We start from the raw sequence: 13892 nt of genomic DNA on the forward strand, positions 1-13892 counted from the left end.
CGGGAAGGCCCCATGGGACGCTATGTGATCCGCCGTCTGCTGCAGATGATCCCGGTGTTCATCGGCACGACGCTGCTGATCTTCTTCATGGTGTACGCCCTCGGCGACCCCGTCGCCGCCAAGTGCGGCGAACGCGCCTGCGACCCCGCCACCGCCGCGCAGATCCGCAAGGACCTCTACCTCGACCACCCCCTGTGGCAGCAGTACCTGCACTACATGGGCCAGATCTTCCAGGGTGACTTCGGCACCGCCTACAACGGCCAGCAGGTCACCGCGCTGATGGGGAGCGCCTTCCCGGTGACGCTGCGGCTCACCATCGTCGCGATCCTCTTCGAGATCATCATCGGCATCACGCTCGGCGTCATCACCGGCATGCGGCGCGGCCGGCCTGTCGACACCGGCGCCCTGCTGCTGACCCTGATCGTGATCTCCATCCCGACCTTCGTCACCGGCTATGTGCTTCAGTACCTGCTCGGCGTCAAATGGGGCGTCATCTCACCCTCGGTGTCCACGGGGGCGCCCTTCAACGAGCTGATCATCCCCGGCCTCGTCCTCGCGCTGGTCTCCCTGGCGTACGTCACCCGGCTCACCCGTACCTCCATCGTCGAGAACGCCCGCGCCGACTACGTACGTACCGCCATCGCCAAGGGCCTGCCGCGCGGCCGGGTCATCACCCGCCACCTGCTGCGCAACTCCCTCATCCCGGTGGTCACCTTCATCGGCACCGACATCGGGGCGCTCATGGGTGGCGCCATCGTCACCGAGCGGATCTTCAACATCCGCGGCGTCGGCTTCCAGCTCTACCAGGGCATCCTGCGCCTCGACTCGGCGACCGTCGTCGGCTTCGTGACCATCCTCGTCATCGTCTTCCTGGTGGCGAACCTCCTCGTCGACCTCCTGTACGCAGTTCTGGACCCGAGGATCCGCTATGCGTAGGCCGCTGCGCGGCCAGGAATCCGCATTTAAGAGGCCGCGCAAATTGGTGGGTGGGGGAAGGAGCGGTGTCCGGGCCGAGTCTGGCAAGGCGGTGGGGCACTCCCCCAGCCTTCGGCCGGGGGGACCCCCACCAGCCGCCAGGGCTGGGGGAGAGGGAGGCACCCTGGTTTTGGGTGGCGACCGACGACAACGCCGCCAGGCGAGAGTCCGGGCGCCGCGACGCCGCCCACCAATTTGCGCGGCCTCTAAGCCTGCCCGCAGCGCGGGCAGGGCGCTGGAGAGGCCTGCGCAGCCGGGCCTGACCGACCTGAGGACTCCTTATGCCTGAGCCCGATAATCACCGCGACGAAGCGATTGAGCCCGCGGGCGGGACCGGCGCGAGCATAAACCTCGCGCAGGACGAGGCACGGTCCCTGGAACGCCGGCCCGGCGGCGGGCAGGCTCCGGGCGGGCCGGCGGAGAAGCCGCGCAGCCTGTGGTCGGACGCGTGGCGGGATCTGCGGCGCAACTCGATCTTCGTCATCTCGGCGCTGGTGATCATCTTCCTGGTCGTCATCTCGCTCTGGCCGAGCCTGATCGCCAGCGGCAACCCGCTCAGCTGCAACCTCGGCAACTCCCAGAAGGGCTCGACGCCCGGCCACCCCTTCGGCTTCGACAACCAGGGCTGCGACGTGTACACGCGGGTCGTCTACGGCGCCCGCGCCTCCGTCACCGTGGGCGTCTGCGCGACGCTGGGCGCGGCGATCCTGGGCAGTGTGCTGGGCGGGCTGGCCGGGTTCTTCGGCGGCTGGGGGGACGCGATCCTGTCCCGGGTCAGCGACATCTTCTTCGGCATCCCGATCGTGCTGGGCGGGCTGGTCTTCCTGTCCGTGATCACCAACACCACCGTCTGGCCGGTGGTCGGCTTCATCGTGCTGCTGGGCTGGCCGCAGATCGGCCGCATCGCGCGCGGCTCGGTCATCACCGCCCGCCAGAACGACTACGTACAGGCCGCGCGGGCGCTCGGGGCGGGCAACTCCCGGCTGCTGCTGCGGCACATCGCGCCCAATGCGGTGGCCCCGGTGATCGTGGTCGCGACGATCGCGCTCGGTACGTACATCTCGCTGGAGGCCACGCTGTCGTACCTCGGGGTCGGGCTGAAGCCGCCGACCGTGTCCTGGGGCATCGACATCTCCCAGGCGTCCAGCCAGATCCGCAACGCGCCGCACATGCTGCTGTGGCCGGCCGGGGCGCTGAGCGTGACCGTGCTCGCCTTCATCATGCTCGGCGACGCGGTGCGCGACGCCCTCGACCCCAAGCTGCACTGACGGAGGCGTCGATGACGACCACTGAGGTATCGGCCGAGGGGACCGCCCGGCCGTCGGCGCCCTTGCTGGACGTACGGGATCTGCATGTCGAGTTCCGTACGAGGGACGGGGTCGCGCGCGCGGTCAACGGAGTCAGCTACACCGTGAAGGCCGCCGAGACTCTCGCCGTGCTCGGGGAGTCCGGCTCCGGGAAGTCGGTGACCGCGCAGGCGATCATGGGCATTCTGGATTCGCCGCCCGGCTTTGTGACGAAGGGGGAGATCCTCTTCCAGGGCCGGGACCTGCTGACGATGAACGCCGAGGAACGCCGCAAGGTGCGTGGCGCGAAGATGGCGATGATCTTCCAGGACGCACTGTCCGCACTGAACCCGGTAATGAGTGTCGGCGACCAGCTCGCCGAGATGTTCATCGTGCACGAGGGCCTGTCGCGGAAGGACTCCAAGGCCAAGGCGATCGAGCTGATGGACCGGGTACGGATCCCGGCGGCCCGGGAGCGGGTCGGGCAGTATCCGCACCAGTTCTCCGGCGGTATGCGGCAGCGCATCATGATCGCGATGGCGCTGGCGCTGGAGCCCGAGCTGATCATCGCCGACGAGCCGACGACGGCGCTCGACGTCACCGTGCAGGCGCAGGTCATGGAGCTGCTGGCGGAGCTGCAGCGCGAGTACAGCATGGGGCTCATCCTCATCACCCACGACCTGGGGGTGGTGGCCGACGTCGCCGACTACATCGCCGTCATGTACGCCGGCCGGATCGTCGAGACCTCCCCGGTGCACGACATCTACCGGCGCCCGGCCCATCCGTACACCAAGGGCCTGCTCGCCTCCATCCCGCGCCTGGACCAGAAGGGCCAGGAACTGTACGCGATCAAGGGCCTGCCGCCGAACCTCCTGCACATCCCGCCGGGCTGCGCCTTCAACCCGCGCTGCCCCATGGCGCAGGCCGTGTGCCGCACGGACGAGCCGCCGCTGTACGACGTGAGCCCCACCCGGGCCAGCGCCTGCCACTTCTGGAAGGAGTGCCTCGATGGCTGAATCGATCCTTCAAGTGCGCGGCCTGGTCAAGCACTTCCCGCTGACCCAGGGCATCCTGTTCAAGAAGCAGGTCGGAGCCGTTCAGGCCGTCGACGGCGTCGACTTCGACCTCTACGCAGGCGAGACGCTCGGCATCGTCGGCGAGTCGGGCTGCGGCAAGTCGACGGTCGCCAAGCTGCTGATGAACCTGGAGCGGCCCACCGCCGGCGAGATCATCTTCAAGGGCGACGACATCACCAAGCTGTCCGGGCGTGCGCTGAAGGCGGTGCGGCGCAACATCCAGATGGTCTTCCAGGACCCGTACACCTCGCTGAATCCCCGGATGACGGTCGGCGACATCATCGGCGAACCGTACGAGATCCATCCCGAGGTCGCGCCGAAGGGCGAGCGCCGGAAGAAGGTCCAGGACCTGCTGGACGTCGTCGGCCTCAACCCGGAGTACATCAACCGCTATCCGCACCAGTTCTCCGGCGGCCAGCGCCAGCGCATCGGCATCGCGCGCGGGCTGGCGCTGCGGCCGGAGATCATCGTCGCCGACGAGCCGGTGTCGGCGCTGGACGTCTCGGTGCAGGCCCAGGTCATCAACCTGATGGAGCGGCTGCAGGACGAGTTCAGCCTCTCGTACATGTTCATCGCCCACGACCTGTCCATCGTCCGGCACATCTCCGACCGGGTCGGGGTGATGTACCTCGGCAAGATCGTCGAGATCGGCGACGACGCCCAGATCTACGAGCACCCCACCCACCCCTACACCCAGGCCCTCCTGTCCGCTGTCCCCGTCCCCGACCCCGACGCCCGCGAACACCGCGAACGCATCGTGCTGTCCGGCGACGTCCCCTCCCCCGCCAACCCCCCCTCCGGCTGCCGCTTCCGCACCCGCTGCTGGAAGGCCCAGGAACGCTGCGCCTTCGAAATCCCTCTGCTCGCCGTCCCGGCGGTCTTCCGGGGCCTCGACTCGCCGGCCGCGCACGACAGCGCCTGCCACTTCGCGGAGGAGAAGCCCACGGTCGTCCCCCCGGAGGCGCCACCGGTGGAGCCCCCGCATGAACCCCCGCCGGACAAGCAGCCGTGAAACGCGACGGCCCGGCATCCCACGGGGGGCGCCGGGCCGTCGTACGTACGTCAGTACGTCAGCGCTTCGCGCGCGACGCCGTGCGGCCGCGCTCCTTCTGGTCAAGGACGACCTTGCGGATGCGGACGGTCTCGGGGGTGACCTCGATGCACTCGTCGTCGCGGCAGAACTCCAGGGACTGCTCCAGGGAGAGCTTGCGCGGCGGGACGACGTTCTCGGTGTTGTCGGCCGAGGCGGCGCGCATGTTGGTGAGCTTCTTCTCCTTGGTGATGTTCACGTCCATGTCGTCGGAACGCGAGTTCTCACCGATGATCATGCCCTCGTAGACCTCGGTGCCGGGCTCGACGAAGATGACGCCCCGCTCCTGGAGGTTGATCATCGCGAAGGGGGTCACCGAACCCGAACGGTCCGCCACCAGCGAGCCGTTGTTACGGGTGCGCAGCTCGCCGAACCAGGGCTCGTGTCCCTCGAAGATGGAGTGCGCGATGCCGGTGCCGCGGGTCTGGGTCAGGAACTCGGTACGGAAGCCGATGAGGCCACGGGACGGCACGATCCACTCCATGCGGACCCATCCGGAGCCGTGGTTGGTCATGGTCTCCATACGGCCCTTGCGGGTCGCCATCAGCTGCGTGATCGCGCCGAGGTACTCCTCGGGGGAGTCGATCGTCATGCGCTCGATCGGCTCGTGCGTCTTGCCGTCGATCTGCTTGGTGACCACCTGGGGCTTGCCGACGGTCAGCTCGAAACCTTCCCGGCGCATGGTCTCGATGAGGATGGCCAGCGCCAGCTCACCACGGCCCTGGACCTCCCAGGTGTCGGGGCGCTCGGTCGGCAGGACGCGGAGCGAGACGTTACCGATCAGCTCGCGGTCCAGGCGGTCCTTCACCAGGCGGGCGGTGACCTTGTGGCCCTTGCCGCCCTTGCCGACCAGCGGCGAGGTGTTCGTACCGATGGTCATCGAGATCGCGGGCTCGTCGACCGTGATCAGCGGGAGGGCGATCGGGTTCTCCGGGTCGGCCAGGGTCTCGCCGATCATGATGTCCGGGATACCGGCGACCGCGCAGATGTCACCGGGGCCGGCCGACTCGACGGGCTTGCGGGTGAGGGCCTCGGTCATCATCAGCTCGGTGAGCCGGACGTTGGAGATCGTGCCGTCACGCTTGATCCAGGCGACGGTCTGGCCCTTCTTCAGGTGGCCCTGCTCGACACGCAGCAGCGCGATACGTCCGAGGAAGTTGTCGGCGTCGAGGTTGGTGACGTGGGCCTGGAGCGGGGCCGCGTCGTCGTAGACCGGCGCCGGGACGGTGTCCAGGATCGTGGAGAAGAACGGCTCCAGGCTGTCGCTGTCGGCCGGGACGGTGCCGTTCTCCGGCTGGGTCAGGGAGGCGACGCCGTCGCGGGCGCAGGCGTAGACGATCGGGAACTCGATCTGCTCCTCGGTCGCGTCCAGGTCCAGGAAGAGGTCGTACGTCTCGTCGATGACCTCGGCGATCCGGGAGTCCGGGCGGTCCGTCTTGTTGATGCAGAGGATCACCGGGAGCTTGGCCTGCAGCGCCTTGCGCAGCACGAAACGGGTCTGGGGCAGCGGACCCTCGGAGGCGTCGACGAGGAGGACGACCGCGTCCACCATCGACAGACCGCGCTCCACCTCGCCGCCGAAGTCGGCGTGGCCGGGGGTGTCGATGATGTTGATGGTGATCACGTCGCCACCACCCTTGGGGTGGTACTTGACGGCGGTGTTCTTCGCGAGAATGGTGATGCCCTTCTCGCGCTCCAGGTCGTTGCTGTCCATCATGCGGTCGTCGAGGTGCTGATGGGCCGCGAAGGCGCCCGCCTGCTTCAGCATGGCGTCGACGAGGGTCGTCTTGCCGTGGTCGACGTGGGCGACGATGGCGACGTTACGAATGTCGTGGCGCGTGGGCATACTGCGGCGCTTCTCCCGGGTTGGTGGGTGGCGGCGCGCCCTCATCGGCACGCCTGCCCGCCGGGCGAGTCAAGCCACGGCCTCACCCAATGGTACGGGGCCCGGGCCGACTCGGCCGCCCGGGCAGGTTCCGCAGGGGGCCCCGGGAGCCGTGAAACCGCACACCACGGGCTGCGTCATGGTTCCGTAAACGCGCTGTCCGCCGGGATCACTCGTCTGTCATGATCCCGGCCATGTCCAGCAGCGCATCGAACACATTGCCGCCCGCGCCCGCCAAGAAGCGGCGCCGCATGGCCGCCCAGCGGCTCCTCATTGTCCCGGCGGCCACCCTGGGGGCATACATGGGCATCCGTGGGGCCGACGCGGGCGGGCCGGTGGGGCCGCTGACCCTCTTCCTCGGGACGGTGCTGGGGCTGGAGCTGCACGTCCTGTTGTCGCTGGCGCTGAGCCGGTGGGCGGGGATGGCGCTGGTGTCGATGTCGGTCGGGGCCGGGAAGTGGCTGGGCTCGACGCGAGCGGCGGGGCGGTTGCTGGTGTTCAGGCTCGTGCCGATCGTGCCGTTCATGACGTGCCTGCTGCTGGTACGGGCGCGAAAGTGGCGGCTGTGGACGGCAGTGGCGGGCGTGCTGGCTGTGGAGGCGGCGGTGGCGGTGGCGACGTACACGATCCGGCCGGCGCTGGGCGCGGGGTTCGGGTTCGTGGTCCTGGCAGTGCTGCTGAGCAAGCCGGGGACGCCGATGTCCGCGTTCTGGACGCTGTTCCGGCTGCCGTTCGGCGACCAGGAGCGGCGGCTGGAGGAGTGGACGTACAGCCCCGCAGTGCTGGCGGCGACGAAGGAGATGCTGGCGGGCCGTATCGAGGCGGCGCGCGCGGCGCTGGGAGAGTCGGACGGGACGCAGCGGTGGCTGGGGACGGCGTGCACGCTGGCGCTCGCGGAAGGGCGGTTCGCGCAGGCGGCCGAGCAGGCGAACGAGCTGTACACGAGGTCCGAGGCGGCGCAGCTCAAGGCCGGGGCGCTGGCGGTGTACGCGGGGGCGATGGCGGACGGAGTGGCGGCGGGGCACTGGCAGCCGCATGAGGCGCTGCCGCAGTTCGCGGCGACGATGCAGACGATCCGGGACACGCAGCCGCTGCTGCTGCGGGTGACCGACCTGGGGGCGATCGAGTCGCTGCTGAAGCAGTGGCCGGCGCAGGCGGCCAAGCAGGCCGCGAACGCCGCCGGGATGGCGCCGGACGCGGTGTCGCGGGCGCGGGCACTGTGCACGCAGGCCGTGGCGCTGGCGTACCTCGGCAGGGCGGCGAAGGCCCGCGAGGTGCTGGCGGCGGCGGAGCGCACCGCGCCCGGGCTGGCCCGGGTCGCGGTGGTGGGTCAGCTGCTGGACCCTACGGCTGTGGTCACTACTTCCTGAAGCCGAGGTCCTGGTACCGCGGGGTCGCGAAGCCGAAGGCGCCGGCATTGGCGATCCCCGTACGCAGGGCGACGAGCTGGGGGCGCTGGTAGAGGGGGATGGAGCCGGCGGCGGCCCAGATGCGGGCGTCGGCGCGGGCGGTGAGGTCCCGGGCGGCGCCGTGGTCGAGTTCGCCGGCGGCCTGGTCGAGGAGCTGGTCGATCTGGTCGGTGCCGACGCGGGTGTAGTTCTGCTCGACGGTAAGGGTGCCGTCGGCGGCCGGCTCCGGCTTGGCGAAGATCGGGCGGTCGTCGGTGGCCGGGAAGGCGGTGCCGGGCCAGGAGTAGAGGGCCAGGTCGAAGTCGCCGGAGGCGATGTGGTCGCGGAAGAAGCTGTCGTCGGCGACCCGGGTGATGTCGGTACGTACGCCGATGGCGGCGAGCATGCGGGCGATCCGGACGCCCACCTGGTTGAGGGTGAGGGACGACTCCGGCAGGATGAAGCGCAGGGTGAGGGCCTTGCCGGTCCTGACGCTGCGCATGGCCGGCGCCGCGCCCTTCGCCGCAGGCTGTACCTTGGCGGGCCGCCAGCCCGCGTCGGCGAGCAGCGCCCGCGCGGAGGCGGCGTCCGCCGTGCCGAGGGCGGAGCTGTGGTCGGCGTAACCTTCCTGCGTCGCGAGCAGCAGGTGGTTGCCGAGCGGTTTCGAGGGCAGGCCGAGCGGCTTGAGGACGGCGTCCGCGATGGCCCGGCGGTCGATCGCGCGGGCCACGGCGTGGCGTACCCGTTCGTCGGCGAGCGGGCCGGCGGCGCCGTTGAGGGCGAGCTGGGACCAAGCGGCCTCGGCGACCTTGCGGATGGACAGCTTCGGGCTCTTGGCGTCGGCCTGCTTGCGCAGGTTGGCGTACGCGGACGGCTCGAATTCCGCCACGTCCAGCGTCCCGGCGGCCACCGCGGCGGGCCGCTTCGCCACCGGCACGGCGGCCAGCACCAGCGCGTTCAGCTTGGCCCGGTCGCCCCACCAGGAGGGGTTGCGGGCCAGGGTGATGGTGCCGCCCTTCGGGGACACGTTACGTACGGAGAAGGGCCCGGCGGAGACGGGGAGGTTGTGCCGGGCGGCGTCGTTGAAGGCCCTGGCGCTGCCGGTCACGGAGGCCGGGTACAGCGGCGCGAAGAGCGACTGCCAGTCGGCGTACGGCTTGGCGAAGGTGACCCGGACCTCGTGGGGCTCCTTGCCGGGCTCGACCGAGGCGATGCGGTCGTAGCCGGCGTTGCGGGCGGTCCAGTAGGCGTCGTTGTCGCCGCGCAGGGCCTTCCACTGGGCGGCGAAGTCCCCGGCGCCGATGGCCCGGCCGTCGCTCCAGCGCGCCTTGGGGTTGATCCGGTACGACACGACCTGCCTCGGCTCCGTGGTTACGACGTCCGCCGAGTCGAGGTAGTCGGCGTCCCGCTGCGATCGTCCCCGGCCGTCCAGCCGGAACAGCGTCGGCAGTACGGCGTCGGCCACCAGGCTTGTGGTGCCGTCGGCGTCCGCCTGGAAGGCGTTCAGGGTCGCCGGTACGGAGTCGACGGCCCAGCGCATGGTGCCGCCGTCCCGTACGGCGTCGCGCGGTGCCGTCGCGACATCGGTGCCGGCGGCGTCGCCACCGCCGGACGAGCAGCCGGCGAGGGCGAGCGCGGCGACGGCGGCGATTGCGGTGCCGGTGGTGGTGACGCTGCGGGACATCTGACGTACCTCCGCACGCGGGGCCATGATCACTTCGCGGTATTTGCCGGTTATCGCACCTACTGAAAGTGGTGCGCGGCGTGGCGCCGCCCCGACACGGCGTACGCGGGGCGCGCTGCCACCCGGGCGGCTTAGAGGCCGCGCAATTAGGTGGGGCGGAGGAAGGAGCGGGGCGAGGGCCGAGTCCGGCAAGGCGGTGGGGGCACTCCCCCACCCAGCCGCCAGGCTGGGTGACGTCGTCGACCGACGACAACGCCGCCAGGCGAGAGCCACCGGCACGCGACACCGCCCCACCCATTCGCCGCGGCCTCTCTATGCGATGCGCCCCCGGCGAGCGGCCCTGGACCTCAGGCGGACGGCCTACCCCCAACCCGGATGGATGCGCGGCGCGGGGCGCCTGTGACGCCTGCGTGGGAGAATCGGTGCAGATCTCTTCCCAAGCGCGACTGTGACGCGCGACACTCTCCTGGCGTCGGCATCGCGCACCCGCAAAGAGGCGGAGGTGAGGGCAGCCATGTCCCTGCAGGACGACCTTTCATCGGTTCAGCGTCGGCTCGACGATCTCAACAAGGCCGTCGCGCGGCTGGAGCAGCACGTCGGCAGTGCCAGCGTCGACATGCGCCGCGTACGTGCCGATACCGATCATCTGCGCGAGGACCTCGCGCTTCTCCGGCAGAGCGCGCCGCTGGGCGGCAGCGCGGGGGCGCAGGACCGCCCGGAGATGGTGACGATCCCGGACGCGCCGTACGACCGGAAGCTGTGGTCCGGGGCGGAGGACGAGGGGCTGGGATCGCCTTACGGGCACGCGCCGTAGGCGGCACGCGCGCGCCGCGTAGGCGGCGCGAGACGCCGCCGTAACCCCCCACCCGCACTCCCCGGGAGTGATCCTTGGCCACCGGAACAGAGCCCCATACCGATGCCGCGCGCCGCGGCGTACTCACGACGGGGCGCGCGGCGATCGCCGCCCGGCATCTGCGGACCGATCGGTGGTGGGTGCCGCCGCTGGTTACGGCGCTGGGGCTGGGGGCGTTCGTCGTGTATTCGACATGGCGGGCGTTCGCCAACAGCAACTACTACAGCGAGCCGTATGTCTCGCCCTTCTACTCCCCCTGCCTGGGCGCGAACTGCGTGGACATGCCGCTGGGCGCGCGCTGGCCGCTGTTCGGCGAGTGGTGGGGGCTGTCGCCCGCCCTGCTGGTGCTGATCTTCCCGCTGGGCTTCCGGCTGACGTGCTACTACTACCGCAAGGCGTACTACCGGGGCTTCTGGGCCTCGCCGCCCGCCTGCGCGGTGGCCGAGCCGCACGCCACGTACACCGGCGAGACCCGCTTCCCGCTGATCCTGCAGAACATCCACCGCTACTTCTTCTACTTCGCGATCCCGGTGGCGGGGATCCTGACGTACGACGTCGTGCTGGCCTTCCGCGACACGCACGGCCACTGGGGGCACGCGGGGCTGGGCACCCTGATCCTCCTGATCAACATCGTGCTGATCTGGGCGTACACCTTCTCCTGCCACTCCTGCCGGCACATCGTCGGCGGCCGTCTCAAGCACTTCTCCAAGCACCCCGTCCGCTATCGCCTCTGGTCCTGGGTCGGGAAGCTCAATGCCCGTCACATGCTGCTCGCGTGGGCGTCCCTGATCAGCGTGGCGGTCGCGGACTTCTACGTCTTCCTCGTCGCGAGCGGCGCCTTCGATGATCCGAGGTTCTTCTGATGACGCAGGTCGAACGGCATACGTACGACGTCGTGGTGATCGGCGCGGGCGGGGCCGGGCTGCGCGCGGCCATCGAGGCGCGGGAGCAGGGGCTGCGGACGGCCGTGATCTGCAAGTCGCTGTTCGGCAAGGCGCACACCGTGATGGCCGAGGGCGGAATCGCGGCGAGCATGGGCAACGCCAACTCCAGCGACAACTGGCAGGTCCACTTCCGGGACACCATGCGCGGCGGCAAGTTCCTCAACCAGTGGCGGATGGCGGAGCTGCACGCCCGCGAGGCGCCGGACCGCGTATGGGAGCTGGAGACCTGGGGCGCGCTCTTCGACCGTACGAAGGACGGCCGGATCTCGCAGCGCAACTTCGGGGGCCACGAATACCCCCGGCTGGCGCATGTCGGTGACCGCACCGGCCTTGAGCTGATCCGGACCCTCCAGCAGAAGATCGTCTCGCTGCAGCAGGAGGACTTCAAGGAGCTCGGGGACTACGAGGCCCGGCTGAAGGTCTTCCAGGAGTGCACGGTCACCCGGGTGCTGAAGGATGGCCCAAAGGTCTCTGGGGTCTTCGGCTACGTACGCGAGAGCGGGCGCTTCTTCGTCATCGAGGCGCCCGCCGTGGTGCTGGCGACGGGCGGCATCGGCAAGTCCTTCAAGGTGACGTCCAACTCGTGGGAGTACACCGGGGACGGGCACGCGCTGGCGCTGCTGGCGGGGGCACCGCTGATCAACATGGAGTTCGTGCAGTTCCACCCGACCGGGATGGTCTGGCCGCCGTCGGTGAAGGGGATCCTGGTCACGGAGTCGGTGCGCGGCGACGGCGGGGTGCTGCGCAACAGCGACGGCAAGCGGTTCATGTTCGACTACATCCCGGACGTCTTCAAGGAGAAGTACGCGCAGAGCGAGGACGAGGCCGACGGCTGGTACGCGGACCCCGAGCACCACCGCCGCCCACCCGAGCTGCTGCCCCGCGACGAGGTGGCCCGCGCCATCAACTCCGAGGTCAAGGCGGGCCGTGGCTCTCCGCACGGCGGGGTCTTCCTGGACGTGTCCACCCGGCTGTCGGCGGAGGAGATCAAGCGCCGGCTGCCCAGCATGCACCACCAGTTCATGGAACTGGCCGACGTCGACATCACCGCCGAGCCCATGGAGGTCGGCCCGACCTGCCACTACGTCATGGGCGGCGTCGATGTCGACCCGGATTCGGCAGCCGCGACCGGCGTTCCCGGCCTGTACGCCGCCGGTGAGGTCGCCGGCGGCATGCACGGCTCCAACCGGCTCGGCGGCAACTCGCTGTCCGACCTGCTGGTCTTCGGCCGCCGGGCCGGGCTGCACGCCGCGCAGTACGCCGCCGGGCTGGGCGCGGCCGACCGCCCGCTGGTCGCCGACGAGCAGATCGACGCGGCCGCCGCCGAGGCCCTGCGGCCCTTCAGCGCGGAGGGCGGCGACCCGGCGGCCCCGGAGAACCCGTACACCCTGCACCAGGAGCTGCAGCAGACCATGAACGACCTGGTCGGCATCATCCGCCGGGCCGACGAGATGCGCGAGGCCCTCACCCGGCTCGCGGCGCTGCGGCTGCGGGCCCGGCGGGCGGGGGTGGAGGGCCACCGGCAGTTCAACCCCGGCTGGCACCTCGCGCTGGACCTGCGGAACATGCTGCTGGTCAGCGAATGCGTCGCCCGCGCCGCTCTGGAGCGTACCGAGTCACGCGGCGGCCACACCCGCGACGACCACCCCGAGATGGACCGGCGCTGGCGCAAGGTCAACCTGGTGCTGGGAATCGCCGAGGCCGAGGACGATCTCGGGCAGGTCTCCCTCGTCCGGCGGGACATGCCGCCCATCCGCGGTGACCTGCTGACGCTCTTCGAGAAGGACGAACTGCTCAAGTACCTGACGGACGACGAGGTCGACGCGTGAGCACGTACACAGCGCACTTCAAGGTATGGCGGGGCGACACCGAGGGCGGCGGCCTGCAGGACTTCGACGTCGAGGTCAACGACGGCGAGGTCGTCCTCGACATCATCCACCGCCTCCAGGCCACGCAAGCCCACGATCTCGCCGTGCGGTGGAACTGCAAGGCGGGCAAGTGCGGTTCGTGCAGCGCGGAGGTCAACGGACGGCCGCGTCTGCTGTGCATGACCCGCATGTCGCTCTTCGGCGAGGACGAGGTCATCACGGTCACGCCGATGCGCGCCTTCCCGATCGTGCGGGACCTGGTGACGGACGTGTCCTTCAACTACGCCAAGGCGCGGGAGGTGCCGTCCTTCGTGCCCCCGGCCGGGCTCGCGCCGGGCGAATACCGGATGGCGCAGGAGGACGTCGCGCGCTCGCAGGAGTTCCGCAAGTGCATCGAGTGCTTCCTGTGCCAGGACACCTGCCACGTGGTCCGCGACCACGAGGAGAACAAGGCGGCTTTCGCCGGCCCCCGCTTCCTCATGCGCATCGCGGAGCTCGACATGCATCCGCTCGACGCGGCGCAGGAGGCCGGCCTGGACCGGAAGTCCTCCGCGCAGGACGATCACGGGCTCGGGTACTGCAACATCACCAAGTGCTGTACGGAGGTCTGCCCCGAGCAGATCAAAATCACCGACAACGCCCTCATCCCCCTCAAGGAGCGCGCAGTGGACCGCAAGTATGACCCGCTGGTCTGGCTCGGCAACGTGATCCGCCGCCGGACCCCCTGACCCGTACGGCCTGCTACGTCGGGTGGCAGAGCAGCGGCCGCCGGGGCGACATAGTCGCCCTCGTCGATCGGCGTCCAGCCGCTGATCTGCGGCACTGCGGGTTAACCTGCCTTTC

At 70.0% G+C, this 13892-nt stretch carries 11 protein-coding genes; 9 read left to right on the top strand and 2 right to left on the bottom strand.

The annotated features are described in order from the left end of the window. Positions 1–12: 12 nt before the first annotated feature. The 4 genes from EFK10_RS18235 (at position 13) to EFK10_RS18250 (ending at position 4349) form a co-directional block, all read left to right on the top strand. Positions 13–936 (top strand): ABC transporter permease, encoded by a 924-nt coding sequence (locus EFK10_RS18235; protein ID WP_127356745.1) that lies wholly within the window; start codon positions 13–15, stop codon positions 934–936. A 320-nt stretch (positions 937–1256) separates the two neighbouring features. Then, complete coding sequence (locus EFK10_RS18240) at positions 1257–2243, top strand: ABC transporter permease (RefSeq protein ID WP_127356746.1); 987 nt, start codon at positions 1257–1259, stop codon at positions 2241–2243. Between the two features lie 11 nt (positions 2244–2254). Beyond that, entirely contained in the window at positions 2255–3277 is a 1023-nt protein-coding gene (locus tag EFK10_RS18245) for an ABC transporter ATP-binding protein (RefSeq protein ID WP_127356747.1), read from the top strand. Further along, the gene (locus EFK10_RS18250; RefSeq protein ID WP_127356748.1) at positions 3270–4349 is read left to right on the top strand and encodes an ABC transporter ATP-binding protein; all 1080 of its coding nucleotides are present in this window, start codon (positions 3270–3272) and stop codon (positions 4347–4349) included. The genes EFK10_RS18245 and EFK10_RS18250 overlap by 8 nt, the downstream gene beginning before the upstream one ends. A gap of 58 nt (positions 4350–4407) precedes the next feature. On the opposite strand, the gene typA is transcribed toward EFK10_RS18250, so the two are convergent. Beyond that, a complete protein-coding gene (gene typA, locus EFK10_RS18255) occupies positions 4408–6273 on the bottom strand; it encodes a translational GTPase TypA (protein ID WP_127356749.1) in 1866 nt (621 codons plus the stop codon). Between the two features lie 233 nt (positions 6274–6506). Between typA and EFK10_RS18260 the strand changes: the two genes are divergently transcribed. Continuing rightward, a complete protein-coding gene (locus EFK10_RS18260) occupies positions 6507–7682 on the top strand; it encodes a hypothetical protein (RefSeq protein ID WP_127356750.1) in 1176 nt (391 codons plus the stop codon). Here the strand turns inward: EFK10_RS18260 and EFK10_RS18265 are convergent. Next, positions 7672–9384, bottom strand: coding sequence for an ABC transporter family substrate-binding protein (locus EFK10_RS18265; protein WP_127356751.1), 1713 nt, complete (start codon positions 9382–9384; stop codon positions 7672–7674). The two genes, EFK10_RS18260 and EFK10_RS18265, sit on opposite strands and share 11 nt — an antisense overlap. Positions 9385–9898: 514 nt before the next feature. Here EFK10_RS18265 and EFK10_RS18270 point away from each other — a divergent pair. The 4 genes from EFK10_RS18270 (at position 9899) to EFK10_RS18285 (ending at position 13777) form a co-directional block, all read left to right on the top strand. After that, positions 9899–10198, top strand: a complete 300-nt coding sequence (locus EFK10_RS18270) for a hypothetical protein (RefSeq protein WP_127356752.1) — start codon at positions 9899–9901, stop codon at positions 10196–10198. Between the two features lie 74 nt (positions 10199–10272). After that, a complete protein-coding gene (locus EFK10_RS18275; protein WP_127356753.1) occupies positions 10273–11100 on the top strand; it encodes a hypothetical protein in 828 nt (275 codons plus the stop codon). Then, the gene (locus EFK10_RS18280) at positions 11100–13010 is read left to right on the top strand and encodes a fumarate reductase/succinate dehydrogenase flavoprotein subunit (protein WP_127356754.1); all 1911 of its coding nucleotides are present in this window, start codon (positions 11100–11102) and stop codon (positions 13008–13010) included. Before EFK10_RS18275 ends, EFK10_RS18280 begins: the two co-directional genes overlap by 1 nt. Then, positions 13007–13777: a succinate dehydrogenase/fumarate reductase iron-sulfur subunit gene (locus tag EFK10_RS18285; RefSeq protein WP_127356755.1), complete on the top strand. Its 771-nt coding sequence runs from the start codon at positions 13007–13009 to the stop codon at positions 13775–13777. Before EFK10_RS18280 ends, EFK10_RS18285 begins: the two co-directional genes overlap by 4 nt. Positions 13778–13892: the final 115 nt, after the last annotated feature.

The sequence above is a fragment of the Streptomyces soli genome (assembly GCF_003999195.1).
Classification (GTDB): Bacteria; Actinomycetota; Actinomycetes; order Streptomycetales; family Streptomycetaceae; genus Actinacidiphila; species Actinacidiphila soli.